This is a genomic window from Pseudomonas khavaziana (genome assembly GCF_019145205.1).
Taxonomy (GTDB): Bacteria; Pseudomonadota; Gammaproteobacteria; order Pseudomonadales; family Pseudomonadaceae; genus Aquipseudomonas; species Aquipseudomonas khavaziana.
The window spans coordinates 254,618-280,708 of sequence record NZ_JAHSTT010000003.1 but is presented as its reverse complement, the minus strand read 5'-3'; the positions used below and the strand labels follow the sequence as shown (position 1 = coordinate 280,708).

Genomic DNA, 26,091 nt, shown 5'->3' with positions numbered 1-26,091 from the left:
TTGCAGGGGGAAAAGATGCATAGATTGCCGGAGTTTACCGAGCAGGCAAACGTCTGTATATGTATATACAAATAAACACACGACCGGGGTGCCTTGATCATGTCCGCCTTCTTTGCCGAACGCGCGCTGCTGCCTAATGGATGGGCCAACGATGTACGTCTTGAAGTCAGCGCCGATGGCCTGCTGACCCAGGTTGAGCCCAATGCCAGTGCAGACGCTGCCGAACGGCTCAGGGGCCCGGTATTGGCGGGCATGCCGAACCTGCATTCCCATGCGTTCCAGCGCGCCATGGCGGGCCTGGCCGAGGTGGCCGGCAACCCCAATGACAGTTTCTGGACCTGGCGCGACCTGATGTACCGCATGGTCGGCCAGATCAACCCCGAGCAATTGCAGGTCATCGCCCGTCAGCTGTATATCGAAATGCTCAAGGCCGGCTACACCTCGGTGGCCGAGTTTCATTACGTGCACCACGATGTCAGCGGCGAGCCCTATGCCGACCGTACCGAACTGTCGCGCCAGATCAGCCTGGCGGCCGCCAGCAGCGGGATCGGCCTGACGTTGGTGCCGGTGCTTTACACCCACTCTGGATTCGGCGGCCAGGCGCCGAATGAAGGGCAGCGCCGTTTTATCCACAGCACCGAGAGTTACCTGGACCTGCAAGCACGCTTGCAGCCAATTCTGGCGGCACAACCTGCGCAGCAACTGGGCCTGTGTTTCCACTCGCTGCGCGCCGTTACACCGCAACAAATCAATGAAGTCCTGGCGGCCAGTGACAAGACTTGCCCGGTGCATATCCACATCGCAGAGCAGCAAAAAGAAGTCGACGACTGCCTGGCCTGGAGCGGCAAGCGTCCATTGCAGTGGCTGTATGACAATGTCGAGGTGGATGAACGCTGGTGCCTGGTGCACGCCACCCATGCCGACCCCGATGAAGTGACACGCATGGCCAAGAGCCGAGCGATTGCCGGTTTGTGCCTGACCACCGAGGCAAACCTGGGCGATGGGATTTTTCCGGCGGTGGATTTCCTCGCCCAGGGTGGACGCATGGGTATCGGGTCCGATAGCCATGTATCACTGAGTGTGGTGGAAGAATTGCGTTGGCTGGAATACGGCCAGCGCTTGCGCGATCAACGGCGTAATCGCCTGTATCGCAGTGATCAGCCGATGGTTGGGCGCACGTTGTTCGATGCTGCGCTGGACGGTGGCGCACAGGCGCTGGGCCAGCCGATTGGTCGTTTGGAAGTGGGTAAGCGTGCGGATTGGATCGTGCTGGACGGTAACGATCCGTACCTGGCCACCGCCAATGAGGATGGGATTCTCAACCGCTGGTTGTTCGCCGGTGGCGATCGGCAGGTGCGCGATGTGCTGGTCAATGGCAAGTGGGTGGTGCGGGACGGGCGGCATGCCGGTGAAGAGGAAAGCAGCCGGGCATTCACCCAGGTCTTGAAGGCTCTGTTGGGCTAACGGCCAACACCTAACAAATGTGGGAGGGGGCTTGCTCCCGATAGCGGTGTATCAGTATCAGATGTACTGGCTGACATACTGCATCGGGAGCAAGCCCCCTCCCACATTCAATTACTGCGAACTCTTGGCCATTTGTTTATCTGAAGTACGCCAGATCAACCGCGTAGTGTCATACCCCTGCTGCCGCGCCCTACTGAGCAAGTCTTCACGGGTATCGGCGCTCACCGTCGGCGTGCGCGACAGGATCCACATATAGCGCCGGCTCGGGCTGCCGACGATGGCGGTCTTGTAGTCATCGCTCACATACAGCACCCAGTAATCGCCCTTGGCGACGCCCGGCAGCAGTGACGTGAACCAGTTATTGAATTCGACCCAAAGCTTGTCGGTCTTGCCGGGCACTTGCGGTGTGGCCGTGCCTTTGGCTTCCTGCCACTTCCACTCAGGTGTCAGGCAGCGGTTGAACACCGACATGTCGCCATCGGGCAGCAAGGTATAGCGCGCTTCGGATTGCGCGCAGTTGCGCTGGAAGTACATGGGCAATCGGGCCAACTCATACCAGGTGCCCTGGTACCGCTTGAGGTTGACGTTACTTGCCGTCTTGGGTTGCAGATCATCGCCAGAATGGCTGGCACAGCCCGCCAAAAACAGGCTGGCGCAAAGGAACAAAACAAAACGCATCATTCTTCTTCTCCCGCAGGCTCGCGCCCCGGTTTACTTCAGGCCTTGCCCGGAAAACATCAGAACTTTGTCACCGGCGTACTGCACGCTGATAAAGCTGTTTTTATCGCCCCAGGTGCAGCTGGACATGCCCAGTGCGCCGGAACAATCGGTTGGCTTGCCCAGCAACGACTCCACCTCGGCCTTGGCCATGCCGGCTGAGAGCTTTTGGTAGTTTTCTTGGGTGACCTTGCTGCAAGCGGCTAAGAGCACGCAAAAAGCCAGCAGGGCGAGACGGCGTAAAGACATGGAAAAGCTCCTGGAGAGACAAAGCAGCTGGGGTATCTGCCAGAAGCTTAGAAGGGAAAAGAGGTGTCTGGTTCCCGATGAAGGGTGGTATTTCTTTTTTCTGCGCGAGGGCTCTTTTGAAAACCTTTTTGGGCGCGCAAGGCGCCTTTCGTCACTCCTTTCCACCGAGGACTTAATTAAGACTAAAATCAGTCCATTATTAAAAGGGAGCATCCCCCATGAAATTTTCATCACAAATAAAACCGATCAGCTACCTCAAAAGCCATACGGCTGAGATTGTCAAAACCCTCACTGAAAGCCGCGAACCGTTGGTAATCACTCAAAATGGTGAAGCGAAGCTGGTGGTGATGGACGTAAAGAGCTTTGAAGAGCAGGCGGAAACCATGGCCTTGTTGAAACTCTTGGCTTTAGGTAATCGGCAAATTGAACTGGGCCAGTACCAAGACATGGAGGACGTGTTCGCTGAGCTGGACAAGGACGACGCCCAATGAGTTTCACCGTCGTTATTCTCCATTCAGCAAAAATTCACCTAAAGGATCTCAAGTCCTACCTTACCCGGCAGTTTTCCAGCGCAACCTGGCAGGCGACCTACGAGCAGCTAAAGCAGGCAATACGTCGACTCGAAACTCAGCCCTACGTGGGCTCGATCCCTGAAGAGATCGAGACGTTGAATCTGAGTCAATACCGGCAGGTAATCTGCGGGATGAACCGGATCATCTATGAGGTTAGAGACCAGACGGTGTACATCCATATCATTGTCGACACACGCAAGAACCTGCAGGCACTGCTGCTCAAAAACCTCATCCAATAAAAAGCCCCGAAAACGCTGAAACGTTTCGGGGCCTTCTGTCATTCAACTATCAAAGCTCGAATGCTCCATCACCACAGAAATTACTTCTTGTGGTAACCGGTCACTCGCTCAACTTCTTCCTTCGAACCCAGGAACACCGCCACGCGCTGGTGCAGGCCTTCGGGCTGGATATCGAGGATACGCTGGTGGCCATCGGTGGACGCACCGCCCGCCTGCTCGACCAGGAACGACATCGGGTTGGCTTCGTACATCAAACGCAGTTTGCCCGGCTTGGAAGGCTCGCGGCTGTCACGTGGGTACATGAACAGGCCGCCACGGGTCAGGATGCGGTGCACATCGGCCACCATCGCAGCAACCCAGCGCATGTTGAAGTTCTTCTTCAACGGGCCTTCTTCGCCTTCCATCAGCTCGTTGACGTAACGTTTCACCGGCTCTTCCCAGTGACGCTGGTTGGACATGTTGATCGCGAATTCCTGGGTAGAGGCAGGAATCGAAATGTCTTCGTGGGTCAGCACAAAGCTGCCCATCTCGCGGTCGAGGGTGAAGCCCTTGACGCCGTCGCCCAGGGTCAGCACCAGCATGGTCTGCGGGCCGTAGATCGCGTAGCCGGCAGCCACCTGCTCAGTGCCTGGCTGCAGGAAGGCCTTTTCGTTCAGCGCTTCGTTCTGGCTCAGGTATTCGCTAGGGCAACGCAGTACCGAGAAGATGGTGCCGACCGGTGCGTTGATGTCGATGTTGGACGAGCCGTCCAGTGGGTCGAATACCAGCAGGTACGCGCCTTTCGGATATTTGCCCGGGATCTGGTAGGCATTGTCCATTTCTTCGGACGCCATGCCGGCCAGGTGACCGCCCCATTCGTTGGCTTCGAGCAGGATCTCGTTGGAAATTACGTCGAGTTTCTTCTGCACTTCGCCCTGCACGTTCTCAGTGCCCATGCTGCCCAGCACGCCACCCAGGGCGCCTTTGGACACGGCGTGGCTGATTTCCTTGCAAGCACGCGCCACCACTTCGATAAGGAAGCGCAGATCAGCAGGCGTGTTGTTGCTGCGGGTCTGCTCGATCAAATAGCGACTCAGGGTAACGCGGGACATGGACGGCTCCGGAAAATAGGGGGCTGAAAACCCGCGCAGTTTAGCGCGAGTCGGGGCGTATTTCCTCTAATCAGAGGATTTAACTCCAATAGAGTTCACGGCTTGCCCGCAGGCTCAGCCCGCTTGGGCGGCAGCGGTGCGAAATACCCCACCACCAGCAGCAACCCACCCACGCCGATGAACGACACGATCCGCGCCAGGCCGCCGCGGTTGCTCAACTCGACAAAGAACAGCTTGGCCACCACCACCGCAATCAGCACCGCACCGACCAGCCACACTTCGCGACGATGGCGCAGGTGGCCGCCGATCATCAGGCCGAGGGCAATGAGTGTCCAGACAATCGACAAGCCCGCCTGGACCCGCATCGACTCCAGCAGCGCCTCCAATTGAAATGGCACAGCGCCCCAATGGTGGGCGGTGCGCATCACCAGCGCGGTAAAGAAAGCAAACAACGAGGCACCCACCACCGCCTGGGCGATCAATGTCACTTGCAGACCACGTTGCGCCGCCACGCTGTGCGACCACAGGTACACCCCGAGCAACGCAAACAGCAGGCCCAGGTCCAGCGGGCTGATCAGCGGCACGTAGGGCAGCGGCCTGGCCGTGCCGTCGCTGAATATATTTGCCAGCCAGAACCAACCCAGCATCAGCACGGCCAGGGGCAGCGCGGCCAACACGCGGTACTCACGCGGGCAGGCCGACACCGGCCACGGCCAGGCACGTGGCGCAGCCGCCAGCACCAGATACAGGCTCGGCAGGAGCGCCCAACCCAGCCAGCGCCAGGCGCTGTATTCGCTCGACAGCAGCATCAGGCCGTAGCGCAGCTCCAGCGTCAGCACGCCGATCAACATCCAACAGCCGAGCACATGGGCAACACTCAGCGCTTGCTGCGGCACCAGCGACGCCAGGCGGCGCAGCGAAACGAAGTGCAGCGCGAAAACCGCCACCCACGCCATCCCGGCGAGGTTGGCCGCCGGGTGGTGGTACTCATTCCATGTGCCGAGCAGCACCATACCGACAACCGGCATCAGCAAGGTGCACACCGCCCCGAGCGCCACCCAACGCAGGCGTAGCGCCAGCCAGCACCACATCCCCGTGCTCAGCGCCGCTGCCGCGTATAACCAGGTTGCGTGCCAATCCGTCGGGGCTGAGCGCCACACTTCGCCGAGCACGGCCAGCCCCCACCACACCACGCCCCAGCCCAGCAGCAGTTTGGAGCCGCGGGTCGATTGCTGCTGCCGCAAACACCAGGCACTGGCCATTGCGGCCAGGGCGATGATCATCGGAGTGTAGAAATGACTGTCCGGGTCGAGCGCAAAGCTGATGCCGCCGAGCAGTTGCACGGCCACGGCACAACGCACCCAAGCCTGCGAACCGAGCCGCCGGCCTGCCCACGCCGTCACCAGGCCGGCGAACGACCAGCCGATGACGCTGCCCTGGGTCGACCACAGCAACGGCGCCAGCAGATATCCACAGCCCAGGCCGAGCGCCGCAAGCCACGGCGCGCCTTTACGTTCCCAGGCGCGGGCGTGCTCAGGCGCGGCTTTGTGAACCTGATAGAACGTGAACAGCAACGCTGCGCCTAGCAACAGCGCACTCAGTGCAGGTCCCTCCAGCAGCGTGTCTGTACCGGGGCGCAACTCGCTGAAAAACACCAATGCCGAGCCCAGCTGCAGCAACAAGGCAAATCCCCGCGCCAATAGCCGCTGTTGGCGCAAGCCGAGCCAGAAGATTCCGGCACCCTCCACTGCCCAGGCCGCCGTGGTCCAACGCGCATCGAGCCCCAGGGGGATCGCCAGGCTGGCGAAAATCACCCCAAGGGCCAGGCAGGTTTGCGCCAGCAATAAGACACGCCCGCCACTCAGCCAGCGCGCCAGGGCCATGTAGAGAATGCCCAGCGCCAAGGCACTGAACGCTGCGGCAAATTCCAGGTGCTGTACCAATGCGAACTGCAACCCAAAGCCCACCAACGGCGGACCGAACAGCAGGCTGCCGTCGACATAATCGCCTTTGGCCGCCGACCAACGCAGCCATGCGCCACGGCTGTCGCCCTCAGGTGCATCCCCCAACTCCTGCAACTTGCGCCGGGCAAACAACAAGCCGACGGCCAGGTACATCAGGAAAAATACAATCAGGAACGGCTCGGTGCTCCACAACATGTCCGGCGTATAGGCACGCATACCCCAGGCGAAGCCGATACCGAAAGTGCCGACAAAGCCGATCAGGTTGAGTGGGCGCCAAGCCTTGAACCACGCGATGGCAAGGATGCCGGCATTGAGCAGGGCGAAGTAGCTGAACAACGTCACATGGCTGCCGGCACCGGTAGACGCCAGCAGCGGCGCAGCAAAACCGCCCAGCGCGGCCGCGCAGGCCAGGCCCAGCGCATCTTGGGTGAGCGCCAGAATCGCGGAAAACACGGTAACGACCACCAACAGGCCAAACGCCGTGCCCGGGTCGATCAACGGGTGCAAGCGCATCGCGGCGAATACCGTCAGGTAAAGTACTGCAATCCCGGCGCCTTGCAGCATCAGGCCGTAATTGCGGTTACGCCGCCGCAACCACCAACCCAGGCCCAGCAGGCCGATGGCAGCCGCCGCTACCCCGGCGTACCGCAGCTGGATCGGCACCACCATGCCTTCCGTGGCGTAGCGCAACAGGAACGCCAGGCCAAGGAACAACAGCACCAAACCGACACGCAGCACGGTGTTGCCGCCGAACAACCAATTGCGTGCAGCGGTAATGGCGCGTTCGATCAGGTTGGGGCTGCGTAGTGGTTCAGGTGGGCGAGGCGTGGCATTGGGCGCCCAGGCGTCATCCGGTAGCGGCCGGCTCGGCTCGGCAATCATGGCCACAGGCGTCAATTCAGCAGGCAGATCCCAAACCAGTTCGGACGGTTTGGCGACAGGTGCCGGCTCAGGCAAAGGGGTTTGCGCTGCAACGTTGCTGGTCGGCGTGGGCACTTCCAGCTGCCGCAGGCGCTCGCCCAAGGCTATCAGCGCCTTCTGCGTGGTTTCCAACTGACTGGCCTGCTGCTGCGCCTGGGCCGACAACTGCGACAAGCGAAGCGCCTGGCCGATGCCCAACCCAAACAATGCACCGATACCCGCATCGCTGAACGACTCATCGAGCGCCCAGCCGAGTACCAGGCCAATCAGCATGAAAATCCATTGCATGGTCGATATTCCCTGAGCGAACCGGAGGCCAGTATATCGACACAGACTTAATGTGGGAGGGGACTTGCTCCCGATAGCGGTGGATCAGCTGATACATTCAATGCTGACACTCCGTCATCGGGGGCAAGGCCCCTCCCACATTTTGTGTTGCGGTGTTTAGTCGAGAGCTTTCCAGATCTCGGTGGCGTATTCGCGGATGGTACGGTCCGAAGAGAACCAGCCCATCCTTGCCGTATTCAGCACTGCTGAACGCCACCATTCCTTGGAATCATGCCAATGCGCCTCGACCCGTGCCTGGGCGTCCCAGTAGGAGTCGAAGTCGGCGCACACCAGGAAGCGGTCGTAGTCGATCAGCCCGTCGATCAGGCCGACATAACGCCCCGGATCATCCGGCGAGAACACACCTCCGCGGATTGCTTGCAACACGTCGTTCAAACGATGGGACACGGCGATGTCCGGCCCGGCGTTGAATTCACCGGCATGCTTGCGCGCTTCCACCTGTTGGGCACTGAGGCCGAAGATAAACATGTGCTCGGCACCGACACGCTCGTGCATCTCCACGTTGGCACCGTCCATGGTGCCGATGGTCAACGCACCGTTGAGGCCGAACTTCATGTTGCTGGTGCCGGAAGCCTCGAAGCCAGCAGTGGAGATCTGCTCCGACAAGTCCGCCGCCGGGATGATGCTTTCCGCCAGGCTGACGTTGTAGTTGGGCAGGAACACCACCTTGAGCAAACCGCGCACGGTCGGGTCGTTGTTGACGGTGCGGGCGATGTCGTTGGTCAGCTTGATGATCAGCTTGGCCTGGTGGTAGCTGGCCGCCGCCTTGCCGGCGAAGATTTTCACCCTTGGCACCCAGTCGACCTCGGGTTCGGCACGAATCGCCTGGTACAGGGCCACGGTGTGCAGCAGGTTGAGCAGTTGGCGCTTGTATTCGTGGATGCGCTTGACCTGCACATCGAACATCGCCGCCGGGTTGACCGCGATGCCCAGGCGCTCATGGATGATCTCGGCCAGTGCACGCTTGCTGTGCAAGCGCTGTTCGGCGAAGGATTTGCGGAAGGTCTGTTTCTCGGCGAAGGTTTCCAACTCCGTCAGGCGGGTTTCCATGCTATCGAGAATGTCCGGGCCCAGGGCCTGCACCAGCATCTCGGTCAACTTGGGGTTGGCCTGGTAGAGCCAGCGGCGGAATGTGATGCCGTTGGTCTTGTTGTTGATCCGTTCGGGGTAAAGCTTGTGCAGTTCGGAGAACACCGTGCTGCGCATCAGCTGGGTATGCAAGCCGGACACGCCGTTGACGCTATGGGAGCCGAGGAACGCCAGGTTGCCCATGCGCACGCGGCGGCCGTTGTCTTCTTCGATCAGTGATACGGCGCGCAGTACGTCGAAGTCGTGGATGCCCTTGGCGCGCAGCGAGTCGATGTGCTGGGCGTTGATCAGGTAGATGATCTGCATGTGCCGGGGCAACATGCGCTCCATCAAACCTACAGGCCAGGTTTCCAGTGCTTCGGGTAGCAAGGTGTGGTTGGTGTAGGAAAGCGTTTCGACGGTGACGTCCCACGCGGCTTCCCACGGAATATCATGCAGGTCGACCAGCTGGCGCATCAACTCGGCCACGGCGATGGACGGGTGGGTATCGTTGAGCTGGATGGCGGCGTGTTCGCCCAGGCTCAGCACCGAGCCGTGCATGTTCTTGTGGCGGCGCAGCAAATCCTGCAGTGAAGCGGAGACGAAGAAATATTCCTGGCGCAGGCGCAATTCCTGCCCGGCTTCGGTGCTGTCGGCCGGGTACAGCACGCGGGAGATGCTTTCGGCGCGGGCCACTTCGGCGACGGCGCCCAAGTGGTCACCGGCATTGAAGCGCTCCAGATGCAAGTCTTCCACGGCCCGTGCACGCCACAGGCGCAGGGTGTTGACGCTGGCGCCGCGCCAGCCGACTACCGGTGTGTCATAGGCTACTGCGCGTACGGTCTCGTTGGGCGACCACACCTGGATCATCTTGCCGGAGGCGTCCGCAATAGTTTCGACACTGCCGCCAAAGCCGATCGGGTAAATCACCTCGGCGCGCTCAAACTCCCACGGGTTGCCAAAATCCAGCCAGCGCTCGGTTTGTTCCTGCTGCCAGCCGTCGACGATGGCCTGGCGGAACAGACCGTGCTCATAACGGATGCCATAACCGTGGCCGGCAATGCCCAGGGTCGACATGCTTTCCATGAAGCAGGCGGCCAGGCGCCCCAGGCCACCGTTGCCGAGCGCCGCGTCGGGCTCCAGCAGGCGGATGCGTTCCAGGTCGACGCCCAGTTCGGACAAGGCTTCGCGGGCGATTTCCAGTACCCCAAGGTTGCTCAAGCTGTCGTAGAGCAAGCGGCCGATGAGGAATTCCAGGGACAGGTAGTAAACGCGCTTCTGGCCTTTGCGATAAATACGCCGCGTATGGTCCATCCAGTGATCGACCATCTGGTCGCGGGCGGCCAGGGCAATGGCTTCGAACCAGTCGTGGTCGAAGGCGTGATCCGGGTCCTTGCCCACCGCGTAGGTGAGTTTGGTCAAGACAGCATCGCGGAATGCGGCTACCTCTGCTTCTCGTGCAAGTGGTTCCTGAGACATCAGATGCGACCTCGGGCGAGATAGAAGGAGTTGCTAGAGCCTAGACGCTCTGACACACGGCGCCGGCTCTGGTTCGTCAGTTTTTTAACTCATTCACTATTAAAGGGATTAGATGCAGGGGTCGTGCCCGAACGCCACTGAAGATGAAAAACCTGAAAATATTGTTCAAAAAATCATCAATCCCGGTATGATCGCGCGCCCGGACACCGCCCCACCTTGGAACCCTGATGAAGCCTCAACTGATCGCCGCCGCGGAACTCGACCGCCTCGAAACGTGGCAGAAATATTCCGCCCACATGTGCGGCGGCTGCGTATCCAGCTGCTGCACCCTGCCGGTGGAGGTGAAGATCAAGGACCTGATCCGCATTGGCATCGTCGATGAATTCGAGCGCGGCGACCCGCCGAAGAACATCGCCAAGCGCTTGCAGAAGGAAGGCATCGTCGAGCGCTACAACAACAAATCCGAGATTTTTACCCTGCAGCGCATGAGCAACAACGACTGCCTGTACCTGGATCGTAAGACGCGCTTCTGCACTATTTATGACAAGCGCCCGGATACTTGCCGCAACCACCCGAAAATCGGGCCGCGGCCGGGGTATTGTGCGTATAAGCCGAAAGAAGTGGTGCGCGAGACCAATTTCAAAACACTCGATAAGTTCTGATTGTAGGAGCGAGCTTGCTCGCGAAGACCGTCAACGATTACGCAGCGCTTCAGGTAGCCAGCGGTGCCTGAAAGCTCTTCGCGAGCAAGCTCGCTCCTACAGAAAGAGCCGCCAGGGCACAAAATCGAGGCATAAAAAAACGCCCCCGGTCTTTCGACCGGGGGCGTTTTTCATTCAGCCTGAGTTAACTCAGTTCTTGGCTTTCTTGGCAGCGCGGGTACGCTCGCCTTCGTCCAGGATCTTCTTACGCAGGCGGATCGACTTAGGCGTGACTTCGCACAGCTCGTCATCCTGGATGAATTCCAGGGCCTGTTCCAGAGTGAAGCGGACAGGTGGAACCAGAGCGATGGTTTCATCTTTGCCCGAAGCACGCATGTTGTCGAGCTTCTTGCCTTTGGTTGGGTTGACGCCCATGTCGTTGTCACGGCTGTTCAGACCAACGATCTGGCCGTTGTAGATCTCTTGACCGTGTTCAACGAACAGCTTGCCACGCGCCTGGAGGGTTTCCAGGGAGTAGGTCAGCGCCTTGCCGGTTTCTACCGATACCAGAACACCGTTCTGACGACCGGACATGTCGCCGGACTTCATGGTGTCGTAGCGATCGAAGATCGAGGTCAGGATGCCAGCACCGTTGGTCAGGGTCAGGAACTGGTTACGGAAACCAATCAGACCACGAGCAGGGATGTTGTATTCCAGACGTACACGGCCCTTGCCATCCGGCACCATGTTGGTCAGGTCGCCCTTACGCAGGCCCATCTCTTCCATGACCTTGCCCTGGGATTCTTCAGGGGTGTCGATGGTGACGTTTTCGAACGGTTCCTGCTTCACGCCGTCAACAGTACGGATGATCACTTCCGGACGACCAACACCCATTTCGAAGCCTTCGCGACGCATGGTTTCGATCAGTACCGAGAGGTGCAGCTCACCACGGCCGGATACTTTGAACTTGTCAGCCGAGTCGCCTTCTTCAACGCGCAGTGCAACGTTGTACAGCAGCTCTTTGTCCAGACGCTCCTTGATGTTACGGGAGGTCACGAACTTGCCTTCTTTACCGCAGAATGGCGAGTCGTTTACCTGGAAAGTCATGGAAACGGTTGGCTCGTCAACGGTCAGAGGCTTCATCGCCTCGACGTTGTCCGGCTGGCACAGGGTGTCGGAGATGAACAGCGAGTCCATACCGCTCACGCACACGATGTCGCCGGCGAAAGCTTCTTCAACGTCGATGCGGTGCAGGCCGTGGTGCCCCATCAGCTTCAGGATACGACCGTTACGCTTCTTGCCGTCGGCACCGATAGCGACAACCGGGGTGTTCGGCTTGACGCTGCCACGAGCGATACGGCCAACGCCGATAACACCCAGGAAGCTGTTGTAGTCCAGTGCCGAGATTTGCATCTGGAACGGGCCTTCACGGTCAACTTTCGGCGGCGGTACGTTGTCGACGATCGACTGGTACAGCGGGGTCATGTCTTCAGCCATGTCGTTGTGGTCAAGACCAGCAATACCGTTCAGGGCCGAGGCGTAGATAACCTGGAAATCGAGCTGTTCTTCGGTGGCGCCGAGGTTGTCGAACAGATCGAAGATCTGGTCCAGAACCCAGTCCGGACGCGCGCCTGGACGGTCAACCTTGTTAATGCACACGATCGGACGCAGGCCGGCTTCGAAGGCCTTCTTGGTCACGAAACGGGTTTGCGGCATAGGGCCGTCTTGAGCGTCAACCAGCAGCAGAACGGAGTCAACCATCGACATTACGCGTTCTACTTCGCCGCCGAAGTCGGCGTGGCCCGGGGTATCCACGATGTTGATGTGGTAGCCGTTCCAGTTGATAGCGGTGTTTTTTGCCAGGATGGTAATACCGCGCTCTTTTTCCTGGTCGTTGGAGTCCATCACGCGCTCGTCGTTGAGCTCGTTGCGCTCCAGGGTGCCGGATTGACGCAGGAGTTTGTCTACCAGGGTGGTTTTACCATGGTCAACGTGGGCAATGATGGCGATGTTACGTAGATTTTCGATCACTTGTGTATCTCGATCAGAGGATTCGGTGTGCTGACAGGTCGTGGCAGCGATTAACAGTAGAGTCAGGCCTTGCCGTTACAGCTTGACGGCAGAGTCGGGGGGCCGGTGACGCAGGCCACAGGCAAACAGCCCCGGGCTCTTAGCTCGGTCGATAAACGCGCACATTGGCATGCCCCTCACTGAGCAAATGGTGGGCATGCAGGCGACTCATCACGCCTTTGTCGCAATACAGCAGGTACTGACGGCTGTTATCCAGTTCCTTGAAACGCGCGTTCAGTGCGTAGAACGGCAGCGTTTGCACGTCGATGCCAGTAATTTCCAGCGGCTCGTCTTCAGCGGCATCCGGGTGACGGATGTCGATGACGATCTGGCCGGCCAGGGCCTCACTGACTTCTTCGATTTGCACATCCTGGCCCAACTCGTCGATGACGCGATCGATTGGCACCAGCTTGGCGTTCTCGAGCGCACGCTCCAGAATCGCCATGTCGAATTCTTTCTCTTCATGCTCCACGCGATGCCGCTTGGCGTGGGTCTTGGGGTTCACCGAGATGACCCCGCAGTACTCAGGCATGTGCTTGGCAAAATCGGCGGTGCCGATCTGTTCTGCCAGGTCGATGATGTCCTGCTTGTGGCTGGCGATCAGCGGGCGCAGCACCAGCTTCTCGGTAACGCAGTCGATAATCGACAGGTTCGGCAGCGTCTGGCTGGATACCTGGGAAATCGCTTCACCGGTCACCAGCGCGTCGATCTGCAACTGATCGGCAATTCGCGAGGCAGCGCGCAACATCATACGCTTCAATACCACGCCCATATGACTGTTATCGACTTTGCCGAGAATTTCTCCCAGCACTTCCTCGAACGGCACGCTCACAAATAGCACACGCTGGGAGCTGCCGTACTTCTTCCAGATGTAGTGCGCGACTTCCATCACGCCCAATTCATGTGCACGCCCGCCCAGGTTGAAGAAGCAGAAGTGGCTCATCAGGCCGCGGCGCATGATCTGGTAGGCCGCCACCGTGGAATCGAAGCCGCCGGACATCAAGACCAGGGTCTGTTCCAGGGCACCCAACGGGTAGCCGCCGATACTGTTGTGCTGGCTGTGGATCACAAACAACCGTTGGTCGCGAATTTCCATGCGCACTTCAATTTGCGGCGCTTTGAGGGAGATTCCTGCGGCGCCGCACTCGCGACGCAGCTTGCTGCCAACGTACTTTTCGACATCCATGGAGCTGAACGGGTGCTTGCCGGCACGCTTGCAGCGCACCGAAAAGATCTTGCCTTCCAGCGAGCTGCCGTAGTGCTGCTTGCACTTGTCGGTGATGTCGTCGAAGTCGCCCAGCGGGTACTCGTCCACCTGCAGGAAATGCGCGATGCCCGGCATGCAGCTCAGGCGCTCGGTCATGTCCTTCAAGGCTTTGGCGTCGGTAATACGGGTTTCCAGCTCGAGATTGTCCCACACGCCGTTCACCACCACAGCCGGGTCCAGGTCACGGAGCACGGCACGGATGTTCTTGGCCAACTGACGGATGAAACGCGTCCGTACCGGTCGGCTCTTGATGGTGATCTCGGGGAAGACTTTTACGATTAATTTCATGGAAACAGCGCGCGCCGGGCCTGCTGAAAAAGGGGGGCGCGGATTATAGCGGAAATCGCTCAAGGTTTAACCAGTTAATATGCATCGCTTGTGCAATGCACCAAAACGGGTCATTTGCGCAAATAAACGCTACATTGCAGTGCGCTATTTATCGCATTTTGAACGATTGCACCGTTATAGGGGCCATTTTGAAGCAAAACGACCATGTTGGCGCACTGGCATGCAATTTGCTCTCTTGTGAGGCAGGTTGCCATGGCGGAGTATCCGCGCCGGCATCACCCACATTCTAAGGGCTAACTCCACTACCCAGCCCGAAGCCACCCGGAGGACACCATGTCGAAGTCGGTTCAACTCATCAAAGATCATGACGTTAAATGGATTGATCTGCGCTTCACGGACACCAAAGGCACTCAGCACCACGTGACCATGCCGGCTCGCGACGCGCTGGATGATGCTTTCTTCGAAGAAGGCAAAATGTTCGACGGCTCCTCCATTGCTGGCTGGAAAGGCATCGAAGCTTCCGACATGATCCTGATGCCGGACGACAGCACTGCCGTGCTCGACCCGTTCACCGAAGACCCAACCCTGATCATCGTCTGCGACGTGATCGAGCCTTCGACCATGCAAGGCTACGACCGCGACCCACGTGCGATCGCCAAGCGTGCCGAGGAATACCTGAAGTCCACCGGTATCGGTGACACCGTATTCGTTGGTCCTGAGCCAGAGTTCTTCATCTTTGATTCGGTCAAGTTCAAGTCCGATATCTCCGGCTCCATGTTCAAGATCTTCTCCGAGCAGGGTTCTTGGATGTCCGACCAAGACATCGAAGGCGGCAACAAGGGCCACCGCCCAGGCATCAAAGGTGGCTACTTCCCGGTTCCGCCGTTCGACCACGACCACGAAATCCGTACCTCCATGTGCAACGCCATGGAAGAAATGGGCCTGGTTATCGAAGTTCACCACCACGAAGTGGCCACTGCCGGCCAAAACGAAATCGGTGTGAAGTTCAACACCCTGGTCGCCAAGGCTGACGAAGTACAAACCCTGAAGTACTGCGTACACAACGTGGCTGATGCCTACGGCCGTACCGCGACCTTCATGCCTAAGCCGCTGTACGGCGATAACGGTTCGGGTATGCACGTTCACTTGTCCATCGCCAAAGAAGGCAAGAACACCTTCGCTGGCGAAGGTTATGCTGGCCTGTCCGACACCGCCCTGTACTTCATCGGCGGTATCATCAAGCACGGTAAGGCCCTGAACGGCTTCACCAACCCGTCGACCAACTCCTACAAGCGTCTGGTGCCAGGTTTCGAAGCGCCGGTGATGCTGGCCTACTCGGCTCGCAACCGTTCCGCCTCGATCCGTATTCCTTACGTGTCCAGCCCTCGCGCTCGCCGTATCGAAGCGCGTTTCCCGGATCCAGCGGCCAACCCATACCTGGCCTTCGCTGCACTGGTCATGGCCGGCCTGGACGGTATCCAGAACAAGATCCACCCAGGCGATGCTGCCGACAAGAACTTGTACGACCTGCCGCCTGAAGAGGCCAAAGAGATCCCACAAGTGTGCGGCAGCCTGAAAGAAGCCCTGGAAGAGCTGGACAAGGGCCGTGCGTTCCTGACCAAGGGCGGCGTATTCAGCGACGACTTCATCGATGCTTACATCGAGCTGAAAAGCGAAGAAGAAATCAAGGTTCGCACCTTCGTACACCCACTGGAATACGAGCTGTACTACAGCTGCTGATCCGGTAGCGCTGCTTAACGTGGCGTGATGAAAAAGACCTCCTTAGCGGGAGGTCTTTTTTTGCCTGCGAATTGTCAGATGGCCGCTTGGCGGTCGAGCATACGGCTGACCATCAGCGTCCCCATGGCGCTCAGTTGGTGAATGGCCAGGGCGACATCGCGGTGCTTGCCATCCAGGTTTTCGGAAAGGTCCAGCAACAAGGTGCTGACCGAGGAGAAGGTTTCGAAGCTGTTGATCATCAGCGCTTCGTCGTCGATATCGGCGGCGATGGTGAAGACGCAGGGCGGTGGATTCGGGGTTGGCTCGAACATTTTCTACATTCCTCAAATGAGGCCGCTTTCATTTCGCTACTAAACGAAGTGGAGGCAGCTGTGCGCAGGTTAGTAGACCGGTGAATGTAGAAGCCCGGCGCATCCGAAGATGCCCTGCGCACAACCGCCATCAAGCGTGATGGAGAATGCACGACCTACAATTCGAATCCAGGCTACTAAACCTGATCGCTGATGAGCAGCGACCGAGCAACCTTAGAGACGACAAGCCAGCCGTACAAGCCGGCGGATTCTGGCTCACCTGTAGGCAACCGCGCAAGTTAAGGTAGCCCCCGCCTTACGCCCTACTCCGCCACTGTAGGAGCGAGCTTGCTCGCGAAAAACGCCAGGACACCGCATTTCTTCAACATTTACGCGTTATCGTTAGCGACCATCGCGAGCAAGCTCGCTCCTACAGAGGATCGCCCTTGAAACATCGACTCGTATTTGCCCTGCTCTTGACCAGCGCAACAGCAACCGCGGCGCCGCCTACGCTTGAGCCGTTGCTCAACAGCATCGCCGAGCGCCTGGAGATTGCCGACCAGGTCGCCCTGAGCAAATGGGACAACCACAAGCCCGTCGAAGATAAAAAACGCGAGCAGGAAGTGATCGCCAGCGTCGTCGCCCAAGCACCGGGCTACAAACTTGAGCCCGTTGCCGCCGAGCAGTTTTTCTCGGCACAGATCGAAGCCAACAAACTGGTGCAATACGCCCACCTGTCCGACTGGCAGTTCCAGGGCAAGGCACCTGACGATCCGCGCCCGGATCTGGTCAAGCAGATTCGCCCGCAGCTGGATCAACTGCAAAAGCGCCTGCTTGAGCAATTGGCCGCTTTCACCCCGCAGCGCACCGACCAGCAGTGTCCGCAGTGGCTGGCCGAGGCCGTGCACGAACCGCTGAATGATCCGCTGCGCCAACTGGCGATGATTCGCGCCACTGCAGAACTCTGCATCTACAAAGGTTAATGACTGCAAACCCTCCCACATTTGGACTGTATGCATTCAGAGCCATCTCTGGCAGCTTCCTGAACAACCCTCACAAAATCGCACTATATTGGTGCAATAGGTTGCACCCTTCCCACCTGCCCAGCCCATTTTGGTTCGAAACTTCCCGTACGAGCTGGCAGAACGCCACAGTTTCGCGCCACAAACGCCTATTTCAGGGCTTTAACGCTTCTTTTCGGAGCCTTGGTTTGGTTTTTGCATTTTCCTCGTATCAGCGTGTGCCTCAAGCCCGCGCCTTGCTCCAAAAGAGGTCCCGATGACCATCAGCGATGCACTGCACCGTTTGTTACTCGACAACCTGACCACCGCGACCATTCTGCTCAATGCCGACCTGCGCCTTGAGTACATGAACCCGGCGGCGGAGATGCTCCTGGCCATCAGCGGCCAGCGCAGCCATGGGCAGTTCATCAGCGAGTTGTTTACCGAGTCGGCCGAGGCCTTGAGCTCGTTGCGCCAGGCGGTGGAGCAGGCGCACCCGTTCACCAAGCGCGAAGCAATGCTCACTGCTCTCACCGGCCAGACCCTGACCGTCGATTACGCCGTGACCCCGATCCTGAGCAACGGCGCCACCCTGCTGCTGCTCGAAGTACATCCCCGCGACCGATTGCTGCGCATCACCAAGGAAGAGGCGCAACTGTCCAAGCAGGAGACCAGCAAGATGCTGGTGCGTGGCCTGGCCCATGAGATCAAGAACCCCCTGGGCGGCATTCGCGGCGCCGCGCAGTTGCTGGCCCGCGAGCTGCCGGAGGAGCACCTCAAGGACTACACCAACGTCATAATCGAAGAGGCCGACCGCCTGCGCAACCTGGTGGACCGCATGCTCGGCTCCAACAAGCTGCCGTCCCTGGCGTTGACCAACGTGCACGAGGTGCTGGAGCGCGTCTGCCAGTTGGTCGAGGCCGAGAGCCAAGGCTGCATCACCCTGGTACGCGACTACGACCCAAGCATTCCCGACGTATTGATCGACCGCGAGCAGATGATCCAGGCGGTGCTCAATATCGTGCGCAACGCCATGCAAGCCATCAGCAGCCAGAACGAGCTGCGCCTGGGCCGTATCAGCCTGCGCACCCGCGCCCTGCGCCAATTCACCATCGGCCATGTGCGCCATCGCCTGGTGACCAAGGTCGAGATCATCGACAACGGCCCGGGCATCCCGGCCGAATTGCAGGAAACCATCTTCTTTCCCATGGTCAGCGGCCGCCCGGACGGTACCGGGCTGGGCCTGGCCATTACCCAGAACATCATCAGCCAGCACCAGGGCCTGATCGAATGTGAAAGCCATCCCGGCCACACCACGTTCTCGATCTTCCTGCCATTGGAACAAGGAGCCCCCACGACATGAGCCGTAGTGAAACTGTCTGGATCGTCGATGACGACCGTTCTATCCGCTGGGTCCTGGAGAAAGCCTTGCAACAGGAAGGCATGACCACCCAGAGCTTCGACAGCGCCGACGGCGTGATGAGCCGCCTGGCGCGCCAGCAGCCCGACGTGATCATCTCCGACATCCGCATGCCCGGCGCCAGCGGCCTGGACTTGCTCGCACGCATCCGCGAGCAGCACCCGCGCCTGCCAGTGATCATCATGACCGCGCACTCGGACCTGGACAGCGCTGTCGCGTCCTACCAGGGCGGCGCCTTTGAGTACCTGCCCAAGCCATTCGACGTGGATGAGGCGGTGGCGCTGGTCAAGCGTGCCAACCAGCACGCCCAGGAACAACAGAACCAGGAAGCCCCGCCCACCCTGACCCGCACCCCGGAAATCATTGGTGAAGCGCCGGCGATGCAGGAAGTGTTTCGCGCCATCGGGCGCTTGAGCCACTCCAACATCACCGTGCTGATCAACGGCGAGTCCGGTACCGGCAAAGAGCTGGTGGCCCACGCCCTGCACCGCCACAGCCCACGGGCGGCCTCGCCGTTTATCGCGCTGAACATGGCGGCGATTCCGAAGGACTTGATGGAGTCAGAGCTGTTCGGTCATGAGAAAGGTGCGTTCACCGGCGCCGCAAACCTGCGGCGTGGGCGTTTTGAACAGGCCGACGGCGGTACGCTGTTCCTCGATGAAATCGGCGATATGCCGGCCGATACCCAAACCCGATTGCTGCGGGTATTGGCAGACGGTGAGTTCTATCGCGTCGGCGGGCATACGCCGGTCAAGGTCGATGTGCGCATCATTGCGGCCACCCACCAGAACCTGGAAACCCTGGTACACGCGGGCAAATTCCGTGAGGACTTGTTCCATCGCCTCAATGTGATCCGCATCCATATCCCACGCATGTCGGACCGCCGCGAAGACATTCCCACCCTCGCCCGCCACTTCCTCAGCCGCGCCGCCCTGGAGCTGGCCGTAGAGCCGAAGCTGCTGAAAAGCGAGACCGAGGAATACCTCAAGAACCTGCCGTGGCCCGGCAATGTGCGCCAGCTGGAGAACACCTGCCGCTGGATCACCGTGATGGCGTCCGGGCGCGAAGTGCATATCAGCGACCTGCCACCTGAGCTGCTGAGCCTGCCGCAGGATTCGGCCCCGGTGACCAACTGGGAACAGGCCCTGCGCCAATGGGCCGACCAGGCCCTGGCCCGCGGCCAGTCGAACCTGCTGGACAGCGCCGTGCCGGCATTCGAGCGGATCATGATCGAGACCGCCCTCAAGCACACTGCCGGGCGCCGCCGCGATGCGGCAGTGCTGCTGGGTTGGGGTCGCAATACCCTGACGCGCAAGATCAAGGAGCTGGGGATGAAGGTGGATGGCGGAGACGACGACGAAAGCGATGACGCCTGATTCCGGAACTCACCAATATCCAATGTGGGAGGGGGCTTGCTCCCGATAGCGGAGTATCAGTTACAGCATCTTTGACTGACCCCCTGCTATCGGGAGCAAGCCCCCTCCCACATTTGGATCTCTACAAGGCTGCTGGATTGTGCACCGCTTCGATGCACCATGAACCGGCATCGGGCAAGCCTTTCAACCCTGAAACAACCGAAAAGCCCGGAAAACCTTGCACTGCAAAAACACCAAAGCCCCGTAATCCGGGGCTTTTGGCTTTCTGAAGACATTATTTGGCACAAATCGAAGACTCTGGCACGCCCCCTGCAATAACCCCAGTACTACCCAGTTTCGGGGACCTTGGTACAGGCAGGCCGAGAATCCCCTCTTTTATACGAAGCCCTTGTGCTTCACGCTTTTGGGAGCCCTGGTACAGGCAGGCCGGGAACTCCCTCTTTTATTGCTCTTGGAGATGGACCTCCAGCCGCCAGCGGTCATCGACCTGCTCGCCTTTCCATTCCCCTCGCAATGGCCGCGCCGCCACCAGGTTGAGCAGCAAACCGCCATCGGTCTTGCGCACACGCCAATTCACGTCCTTGTCATTGACCTTCAGTTGCCCGCCGGCAGTTTTGCCCAGTGCGTCGAACAGCAGCGCCACGGTGCCATCGATATGCTCGCCATGCAGCTTGGGCTCGCTGCTGAACCACACCACGATGCCGTCCGCCGCCGTTTCTATCTGCTGCAGTTCAACCGGGTCCGGGGTGGTCAGGCGACCAATCATCAGGCCAATCATCAAGCCAACAATCGCCAACGAACCTAGAACCCTCGGCAATAGCTTCGGCCTGGGGTCGTCTTCAGGGGTAGAATGCAGCGCATCTTTGCCTTCGGAGCCGTGCATGTTTCACGTCATCCTTTTTCAACCAGAAATTCCGCCGAATACCGGCAACGTTATCAGGCTGTGCGCCAACAGTGGCTGCCACCTGCATTTGATCGAGCCGTTGGGGTTCGACATGGACGACAAGCGCCTGCGCCGCGCCGGGCTGGACTACCACGAGTACGCCACCCTCCAGCGCCATGCCGACCTGGCCAGCTGCCTGGAAAGCCTGGGCCATCCACGGCTGTTTGCGTTCACCACCAAGGGCTCACGGCCGTTTCATGATGCCAGCTTTGCCGAAGGCGATGCCTTCCTGTTCGGCCCGGAAAGCCGTGGCCTGCCGGCCGACGTGCTCGACGCCCTGCCCGACGGCCACCGCCTGCGCTTGCCGATGCGCGAGGGCTGCCGCAGCCTGAACCTGTCCAACACCGTGGCCGTCGCCGTCTACGAAGGCTGGCGCCAGCTCGGTTTCAAATAACACACAAAACAAATGTGGGAGGTGGCTTGCCCCGATGGCGGAGTGTCAGTCGACATCTAAGTGACTGTTCCACCGCTATCGGGAGCAAGCCCCCTCCCACATTGAGTGCTGCGCCAGGTTCGAGATTACTGAACCGTCGGCGCGCCTTCCTGTTGCATGCGCTGCAGCTCTTGAGCGTACAAAGCATCGAAGTTCACCGGAGCCAGCATCAGCGCCGGGAACGAGCCACGGGTGACCAGGCTGTCCAGAGTCTCTCGAGCATACGGGAACAGGATATTCGGGCAGAACGCACCCAGGGTGTGGCTCATGGACGCTTCGTCCAGGCCCTGGATCAGGAAGATACCCGCCTGTTGTACTTCAGCGATAAAGGCTACTTCTTCGCCGTTCTTGACGGTAACCGACAGGGTCAGCACAACTTCGTGGAAGTCGCCTTCCAGGGCTTTCTGACGGGTGTTCAGGTCCAGCGCAACGCTTGGGGTCCACTCCTGGCGGAAGATGGCCGGGCTTTTCGGCGCTTCGAACGACAGGTCACGCACGTAGATGCGCTGCAGCGAAAACTGTGGGCCTTGGGTTTCTGCTGCTTCGGTGTTCTGTTGGTCAGTCATCGCAGATCCTTCTCTATCTTGGGGTCTTTAAAGGGGTTAGAAGTCAGACGAGCAGCAGCGCGTCGAGTTTACCGGCGCGCTCCAGGGCGAACAGGTCATCGCAACCACCGATGTGCGTGGCGCCGATCCAGATCTGCGGGACCGACGTGCGGCCGGCCTTCTGGGCCATTTCGGCGCGCACCTGGGGCTTGCCATCGACCTTGATCTCTTCGAAGGCCACCTTCTTGCTTTGGAGCAACTGCTTGGCTCGAATGCAATAAGGGCAATAATCGCTGGAATACACGACAACCTGGCTCATATCACTTCACCAGCGGCAGGTTATCGCCACGCCAGCTGCTGATACCACCCGACAGCTTGGCGGCGGTAAAGCCGGTCTTGAGCATCTCGCGGGCGTGGGTGCCGGAGTGCTGGCCTTGGGCGTCGACCAGGATGATGGTCTTGGCCTTGTATTTTTCCAGCTCGGCCAAGCGTGCGATCAGCTTGTCCTGCGGGATGTTAAGGGCACCGACGATATGACCGGCGGCATAATCCTTGGCCGGGCGAATATCGACGACAACGGCCTCATCCTTGTTGACCAGCGCGGTCAGCTCCGACGTGCTCAGGCTGCGACCACCGCGGCTCAGTTCATGAGCGATCAGCAGCGCCAGCAGGATGACGAAGGCACCCACGAGCAGGTAGTGGGCAGTGGCAAATGCAATCAGGTGATCAACCATCAAGGAGGTTCCAGGGCGTTAAAATGGCGGTAAGTATACACAGGCGCCAGGGGCGGCCAACCCCCGTAAAGCGGTGACGTGGTTGGAACTTCGCTTTAAACTGCCACTCCCTTTTCAATTGTCTTCCTTTATTACCGCCGCGAGAGGATCTATGACTACTACGCCTAAACCTTTGGTCCTGATAATTCTCGATGGCTTCGGACACAGTGAAAGCCACCACGATAACGCCGTGTACTCGGCCAACAAGCCGGTGCTGGATCGCCTGAGCGCCACCGTGCCGAATGGTTTGATCTCCGGTTCCGGCATGGATGTAGGCCTGCCGGACGGCCAGATGGGCAATTCGGAAGTCGGCCACATGAACCTCGGCGCCGGACGAGTGGTATACCAGGACTTCACCCGTGTGACCAAAGCGATCCGCGATGGCGAGTTCTTCGAGAACCCGACCATCTGCGCCGCGGTCGATAAAGCCGTGGCCGCCGGCAAGGCCGTGCATTTCATGGGCCTGCTGTCGGACGGCGGCGTACACAGCCACCAGGACCATCTGGTGGCGATGGCCGAACTGGCCTACAAGCGCGGCGCCGACAAGATCTACCTGCACGCCTTCCTCGACGGCCGCGACACCCCGCCCAAAAGCGCGCAATCGTCCATCGAACTGCTCGACACCACCTTCGCCGCCCTCGGCAAGGGCCGCATCGCCAGCCTGGTAGGCCGTTACTTTGCCATGGACCGCGACAACCGCTGGGACCGCGTATCCCAGGCCTATAACCTGATCGTCGACGGCCAGGCTGAATTCAATGCCGCCACCGCCCAGGAAGGCCTGGAAGCCGCCTACGCCCGTGGCGAAAGCGATGAGTTCGTCAAGGCCACCACCATCGGCGAGCCGGTGAAGGTCGAAGACGGCGACGCCGTGGTGTTCATGAACTTCCGTGCCGACCGTGCCCGCGAGTTGAGCCATGTGTTTGTCGATGAAGGTTTCAAGGACTTCGAGCGCGCGCGCCAGCCGAAAGTCGAGTTCGTCATGCTTACCCAATACGCCGCCAACATCCCGGCCCCGTCGGCTTTCGCCCCGGGCAGCCTGGAAAACGTGCTGGGCGACTACCTGGCGAAGAACGGCAAGACCCAGCTGCGCATCGCCGAGACCGAGAAATACGCCCACGTGACCTTTTTCTTCTCCGGTGGCCGCGAAGAACCGTTCCCGGGCGAAGAGCGCATCCTGATCCCGTCGCCAAAAGTCGCCACCTACGATCTGCAGCCGGAAATGAGCGCGCCGGAAGTGACCGACAAGATCGTCGATGCCATCGACAACCTGCGTTACGACGTGATCGTGGTCAACTACGCCAACGGCGACATGGTCGGCCATAGCGGCAACCTGGAAGCGGCGGTCAAGGCCGTTGAATGCCTGGACCTGTGCGTCGGCCGCATCGTCGACGCCCTGGAAAAAGTCGGCGGCGAAGCGTTGATTACCGCCGACCATGGCAACTGCGAGCAGATGTCCGACGAATCCACCGGCCAGGCGCATACCGCCCACACGACCGAGCCGGTGCCGTTCATCTATGTTGGCAAGCGCGACCTCAAGGTACGTGACGGCGGCGTGCTGGCGGATGTGGCGCCGACCATGCTGATGCTGATGGGGCTGGAGAAGCCGAAGGAGATGACCGGGACCTCAATTCTGGTCTGATCCAAACAGCAACGCATAACAATGTGGGAGGGGGCTTGCTCCCGACAGCGGTGTGCCAGTCGAGACTTATGTGACTGAGCTACCGCTATCGGGAGCAAGCCCCCTCCCACATTAGCTTTGCAGCGTTTGGTAGATGTCTTTTTGCCATACCATCGCCGCTCGGCGCCTATCTTGCCTTTGAGCCCCAATTGGGCGTTTTTTTTGCAGCGCTTGGCGGGCATACTAGGCCGTCCCTTTCCCTGGTGTCGCCCGCCTCTATGCTTCGCGCCTTGATAACCCTCGCTCTTGTCTGCCTGCTCCAACCGGCCTTTGCCGATGAGCGCGCACAAACCCAACAACAACTGGACGCTACGCGTCAGGACATTGCCGAGCTGAAAAAGCTGCTGGGCAAGCTCCAGGAAGAAAAATCCGGCGTGCAGAAAGACCTGCGCGGCACGGAAACCGAAATGGGCAAGCTCGAGAAGCAGGTCCAGGAGCTGCAAAAAGAATTAAAGAAGAGCGAGTCGGAACTGGAGCGACTCGACGCTGAGAAAAAAAAACTCCAGAGCGCACGCGTTGAACAGCAACGCCTGATCGCGATCCAGGCCCGTGCCGCGTACCAGAGCGGCCGCCAGGAATACCTCAAGCTGTTGCTCAACCAGCAGAACCCGGAAAAATTCGCCCGCACCCTCACGTATTACGATTACCTGAGCCAGGCGCGCCTGGCGCAATTGAAGGGTTTCAACGAGACCCTGCGCCAGTTGGCCAATGTCGAACAGGAAATTGCCGACCAGCAGTCACAACTGCTCGACCAGAAAAGCGCCCTGGATACCCAGCGCGACCAGCTGGACAAGGTACGCAAGGAACGCCAGCAAGCGCTGGCCAAGCTCAATAACGACGTGAAAGCCCGCGACGCCAAGCTGCAGGCCCGCGAGCAGGACCAGGCCGACCTGGCCAAAGTGCTCAAGACCATCGAAGAAACCCTGGCCCGCCAGGCCCGCGAGGCCGAAGAGGCGCGGCAAAAAGCGCTGATCGCCCAGCAGGAAGCGGAAAAAAAGCGCCAGCGTGAGGCCGAACTGGCCGCCAGCAGCGACGCGCCAGCACCGCGCAAACCGGCACGCGCAGCCCCTGGCCCGCTGGTCTCCAGCAGCGGCGAGTCCTTCGGCGGCCCTTTTGCATCAGCCCGGGGCAAACTTCCATGGCCAGTTGATGGTCGACTACTGGCACGCTTCGGTGAAACCCGTGGCGATGACACCCGTGCCAAGTGGGATGGGGTGATGATCAGCGCCTCCGCCGGCAGCCAGGTCCATGCCGTCCACGGTGGGCGCGTGGTGTTTGCCGATTGGCTGCGGGGCGCCGGCTTGCTGGTGATTCTCGACCACGGCAATGGCTATTTGAGCCTTTACGGCCACAATCAGACATTACTCAAGTCGGCAGGTGATGTTGTAAAAGCCGGTGAATCCATCTCCACTGTCGGTACCAGTGGCGGCCAGGACACCCCGGCGCTGTACTTCGCTATTCGTCAGCAGGGTCGCCCGAGCGATCCTGCACAATGGTGCAGATCCCAAGGATAG

General features: G+C 59.7%; 23 protein-coding genes. 11 read left to right on the top strand and 12 right to left on the bottom strand.

Annotation, left to right across the window (positions count from 1 at the left end; genetic code table 11):
• Window positions 1–99: 99 nt before the first annotated feature.
• Entirely contained in the window at window positions 100–1,464 is a 1,365-nt protein-coding gene (locus KVH01_RS09325; RefSeq protein WP_217881238.1) for a formimidoylglutamate deiminase, read from the top strand.
• 111 nt (window positions 1,465–1,575) lie between these two features.
• Here the strand turns inward: KVH01_RS09325 and KVH01_RS09320 are convergent, their stop codons facing one another.
• Both KVH01_RS09320 and KVH01_RS09315 read right to left on the bottom strand, forming a co-directional pair.
• Complete coding sequence (locus KVH01_RS09320) at window positions 1,576–2,145, bottom strand: lipocalin family protein (protein WP_014716529.1); 570 nt, start codon at window positions 2,143–2,145, stop codon at window positions 1,576–1,578.
• A gap of 30 nt (window positions 2,146–2,175) precedes the next feature.
• Entirely contained in the window at window positions 2,176–2,430 is a 255-nt protein-coding gene (locus tag KVH01_RS09315) for a lipoprotein (RefSeq protein ID WP_043047281.1), read from the bottom strand.
• Between the two features lie 218 nt (window positions 2,431–2,648).
• Here KVH01_RS09315 and KVH01_RS09310 point away from each other — a divergent pair, with 218 nt between their 5' ends.
• Both KVH01_RS09310 and KVH01_RS09305 read left to right on the top strand, forming a co-directional pair.
• Complete coding sequence (locus KVH01_RS09310; protein WP_124375923.1) at window positions 2,649–2,921, top strand: type II toxin-antitoxin system Phd/YefM family antitoxin; 273 nt, start codon at window positions 2,649–2,651, stop codon at window positions 2,919–2,921.
• A complete protein-coding gene (locus KVH01_RS09305) occupies window positions 2,918–3,241 on the top strand; it encodes a type II toxin-antitoxin system RelE/ParE family toxin (protein WP_124375922.1) in 324 nt (107 codons plus the stop codon). The genes KVH01_RS09310 and KVH01_RS09305 overlap by 4 nt, the downstream gene beginning before the upstream one ends.
• Before the next feature lie 80 nt (window positions 3,242–3,321).
• On the opposite strand, the gene KVH01_RS09300 is transcribed toward KVH01_RS09305, so the two are convergent.
• From KVH01_RS09300 to KVH01_RS09290, 3 genes are all read right to left on the bottom strand, one after another.
• On the bottom strand, window positions 3,322–4,332 hold the full coding sequence (locus KVH01_RS09300) for a class 1 fructose-bisphosphatase (protein ID WP_034117301.1): 1,011 nt from the start codon (window positions 4,330–4,332) through the stop codon (window positions 3,322–3,324).
• A 95-nt stretch (window positions 4,333–4,427) separates the two neighbouring features.
• Complete coding sequence (locus KVH01_RS09295; RefSeq protein WP_217881237.1) at window positions 4,428–7,505, bottom strand: DUF2339 domain-containing protein; 3,078 nt, start codon at window positions 7,503–7,505, stop codon at window positions 4,428–4,430.
• A gap of 156 nt (window positions 7,506–7,661) precedes the next feature.
• Window positions 7,662–10,112: a glycogen/starch/alpha-glucan phosphorylase gene (locus KVH01_RS09290; RefSeq protein WP_043047283.1), complete on the bottom strand. Its 2,451-nt coding sequence runs from the start codon at window positions 10,110–10,112 to the stop codon at window positions 7,662–7,664.
• Between the two features lie 227 nt (window positions 10,113–10,339).
• Between KVH01_RS09290 and KVH01_RS09285 the strand changes: the two genes are divergently transcribed.
• Window positions 10,340–10,774 (top strand): YkgJ family cysteine cluster protein, encoded by a 435-nt coding sequence (locus tag KVH01_RS09285; RefSeq protein WP_003187815.1) that lies wholly within the window; start codon window positions 10,340–10,342, stop codon window positions 10,772–10,774.
• 189 nt (window positions 10,775–10,963) lie between these two features.
• On the opposite strand, the gene typA is transcribed toward KVH01_RS09285, so the two are convergent.
• Together typA and thiI are read right to left on the bottom strand one after the other, a co-directional pair.
• On the bottom strand, window positions 10,964–12,784 hold the full coding sequence (gene typA, locus KVH01_RS09280) for a translational GTPase TypA (protein ID WP_043047284.1): 1,821 nt from the start codon (window positions 12,782–12,784) through the stop codon (window positions 10,964–10,966).
• 139 nt (window positions 12,785–12,923) lie between these two features.
• Entirely contained in the window at window positions 12,924–14,378 is a 1,455-nt protein-coding gene (gene thiI, locus KVH01_RS09275) for a tRNA uracil 4-sulfurtransferase ThiI (protein WP_043047285.1), read from the bottom strand.
• A 333-nt stretch (window positions 14,379–14,711) separates the two neighbouring features.
• Here thiI and glnA point away from each other — a divergent pair, with 333 nt between their 5' ends.
• On the top strand, window positions 14,712–16,118 hold the full coding sequence (glnA, locus tag KVH01_RS09270; RefSeq protein ID WP_034117297.1) for a glutamate--ammonia ligase: 1,407 nt from the start codon (window positions 14,712–14,714) through the stop codon (window positions 16,116–16,118).
• A 74-nt stretch (window positions 16,119–16,192) separates the two neighbouring features.
• On the opposite strand, the gene KVH01_RS09265 is transcribed toward glnA, so the two are convergent.
• A complete protein-coding gene (locus KVH01_RS09265; RefSeq protein WP_217881236.1) occupies window positions 16,193–16,429 on the bottom strand; it encodes a DUF6124 family protein in 237 nt (78 codons plus the stop codon).
• A 425-nt stretch (window positions 16,430–16,854) separates the two neighbouring features.
• Here KVH01_RS09265 and KVH01_RS09260 point away from each other — a divergent pair, with 425 nt between their 5' ends.
• The 3 genes from KVH01_RS09260 (at window position 16,855) to ntrC (ending at window position 20,205) form a co-directional block, all read left to right on the top strand.
• Window positions 16,855–17,391 (top strand): chorismate mutase, encoded by a 537-nt coding sequence (locus KVH01_RS09260; RefSeq protein WP_217881235.1) that lies wholly within the window; start codon window positions 16,855–16,857, stop codon window positions 17,389–17,391.
• A 295-nt stretch (window positions 17,392–17,686) separates the two neighbouring features.
• Complete coding sequence (gene glnL, locus KVH01_RS09255; RefSeq protein ID WP_046070512.1) at window positions 17,687–18,772, top strand: nitrogen regulation protein NR(II); 1,086 nt, start codon at window positions 17,687–17,689, stop codon at window positions 18,770–18,772.
• Window positions 18,769–20,205, top strand: coding sequence for a nitrogen regulation protein NR(I) (gene ntrC, locus KVH01_RS09250; protein ID WP_046070511.1), 1,437 nt, complete (start codon window positions 18,769–18,771; stop codon window positions 20,203–20,205). Before glnL ends, ntrC begins: the two co-directional genes overlap by 4 nt.
• 442 nt (window positions 20,206–20,647) lie before the next feature.
• Here the strand turns inward: ntrC and KVH01_RS09245 are convergent, their stop codons facing one another.
• Complete coding sequence (locus KVH01_RS09245; RefSeq protein ID WP_217881234.1) at window positions 20,648–21,088, bottom strand: hypothetical protein; 441 nt, start codon at window positions 21,086–21,088, stop codon at window positions 20,648–20,650.
• On the opposite strand from KVH01_RS09245, the gene KVH01_RS09240 reads away from it, so the two are divergent.
• The gene (locus tag KVH01_RS09240) at window positions 21,087–21,542 is read left to right on the top strand and encodes a tRNA (cytidine(34)-2'-O)-methyltransferase (protein WP_046070509.1); all 456 of its coding nucleotides are present in this window, start codon (window positions 21,087–21,089) and stop codon (window positions 21,540–21,542) included. The genes KVH01_RS09245 and KVH01_RS09240 overlap by 2 nt on opposite strands.
• A 125-nt stretch (window positions 21,543–21,667) precedes the next feature.
• Here KVH01_RS09240 and secB read toward each other — a convergent pair whose 3' ends face one another.
• The 3 genes from secB to KVH01_RS09225 are packed head-to-tail and all read right to left on the bottom strand — an operon-like array spanning window position 21,668 to window position 22,860.
• On the bottom strand, window positions 21,668–22,147 hold the full coding sequence (gene secB, locus KVH01_RS09235; RefSeq protein WP_043047290.1) for a protein-export chaperone SecB: 480 nt from the start codon (window positions 22,145–22,147) through the stop codon (window positions 21,668–21,670).
• Between the two features lie 43 nt (window positions 22,148–22,190).
• Window positions 22,191–22,445, bottom strand: coding sequence for a glutaredoxin 3 (gene grxC / locus KVH01_RS09230; RefSeq protein WP_043047291.1), 255 nt, complete (start codon window positions 22,443–22,445; stop codon window positions 22,191–22,193).
• Between the two features lies 1 nt (window position 22,446).
• Window positions 22,447–22,860 carry a rhodanese-like domain-containing protein gene (locus KVH01_RS09225; RefSeq protein WP_003187796.1) on the bottom strand — a complete coding sequence of 138 codons (414 nt, stop codon included), beginning with the start codon at window positions 22,858–22,860 and terminating at the stop codon, window positions 22,447–22,449.
• A gap of 151 nt (window positions 22,861–23,011) precedes the next feature.
• On the opposite strand from KVH01_RS09225, the gene gpmI reads away from it, so the two are divergent.
• Window positions 23,012–24,538, top strand: coding sequence for a 2,3-bisphosphoglycerate-independent phosphoglycerate mutase (gene gpmI / locus KVH01_RS09220; RefSeq protein ID WP_217881233.1), 1,527 nt, complete (start codon window positions 23,012–23,014; stop codon window positions 24,536–24,538).
• 257 nt (window positions 24,539–24,795) lie between these two features.
• Window positions 24,796–26,091 (top strand): murein hydrolase activator EnvC family protein, encoded by a 1,296-nt coding sequence (locus tag KVH01_RS09215; protein WP_046070507.1) that lies wholly within the window; start codon window positions 24,796–24,798, stop codon window positions 26,089–26,091.

Coding starts and splice junctions, on each gene's coding strand:
- KVH01_RS09325 (WP_217881238.1), top strand. CDS start 100: ATGTCCGCCTTCTTTGCCGAACGCGCGCTGCTGCCTAATGGATGGGCC.
- KVH01_RS09320 (WP_014716529.1), bottom strand. CDS start 2,145: ATGATGCGTTTTGTTTTGTTCCTTTGCGCCAGCCTGTTTTTGGCGGGC.
- KVH01_RS09315 (WP_043047281.1), bottom strand. CDS start 2,430: ATGTCTTTACGCCGTCTCGCCCTGCTGGCTTTTTGCGTGCTCTTAGCC.
- KVH01_RS09310 (WP_124375923.1), top strand. CDS start 2,649: ATGAAATTTTCATCACAAATAAAACCGATCAGCTACCTCAAAAGCCAT.
- KVH01_RS09305 (WP_124375922.1), top strand. CDS start 2,918: ATGAGTTTCACCGTCGTTATTCTCCATTCAGCAAAAATTCACCTAAAG.
- KVH01_RS09300 (WP_034117301.1), bottom strand. CDS start 4,332: ATGTCCCGCGTTACCCTGAGTCGCTATTTGATCGAGCAGACCCGCAGC.
- KVH01_RS09295 (WP_217881237.1), bottom strand. CDS start 7,505: ATGCAATGGATTTTCATGCTGATTGGCCTGGTACTCGGCTGGGCGCTC.
- KVH01_RS09290 (WP_043047283.1), bottom strand. CDS start 10,112: ATGTCTCAGGAACCACTTGCACGAGAAGCAGAGGTAGCCGCATTCCGC.
- KVH01_RS09285 (WP_003187815.1), top strand. CDS start 10,340: ATGAAGCCTCAACTGATCGCCGCCGCGGAACTCGACCGCCTCGAAACG.
- thiI (WP_043047285.1), bottom strand. CDS start 14,378: ATGAAATTAATCGTAAAAGTCTTCCCCGAGATCACCATCAAGAGCCGA.
- glnA (WP_034117297.1), top strand. CDS start 14,712: ATGTCGAAGTCGGTTCAACTCATCAAAGATCATGACGTTAAATGGATT.
- KVH01_RS09265 (WP_217881236.1), bottom strand. CDS start 16,429: ATGTTCGAGCCAACCCCGAATCCACCGCCCTGCGTCTTCACCATCGCC.
- glnL (WP_046070512.1), top strand. CDS start 17,687: ATGACCATCAGCGATGCACTGCACCGTTTGTTACTCGACAACCTGACC.
- ntrC (WP_046070511.1), top strand. CDS start 18,769: ATGAGCCGTAGTGAAACTGTCTGGATCGTCGATGACGACCGTTCTATC.
- KVH01_RS09240 (WP_046070509.1), top strand. CDS start 21,087: ATGTTTCACGTCATCCTTTTTCAACCAGAAATTCCGCCGAATACCGGC.
- KVH01_RS09245 (WP_217881234.1), bottom strand. CDS start 21,088: ATGCACGGCTCCGAAGGCAAAGATGCGCTGCATTCTACCCCTGAAGAC.
- secB (WP_043047290.1), bottom strand. CDS start 22,147: ATGACTGACCAACAGAACACCGAAGCAGCAGAAACCCAAGGCCCACAG.
- grxC (WP_043047291.1), bottom strand. CDS start 22,445: ATGAGCCAGGTTGTCGTGTATTCCAGCGATTATTGCCCTTATTGCATT.
- KVH01_RS09225 (WP_003187796.1), bottom strand. CDS start 22,860: ATGGTTGATCACCTGATTGCATTTGCCACTGCCCACTACCTGCTCGTG.
- gpmI (WP_217881233.1), top strand. CDS start 23,012: ATGACTACTACGCCTAAACCTTTGGTCCTGATAATTCTCGATGGCTTC.
- KVH01_RS09215 (WP_046070507.1), top strand. CDS start 24,796: ATGCTTCGCGCCTTGATAACCCTCGCTCTTGTCTGCCTGCTCCAACCG.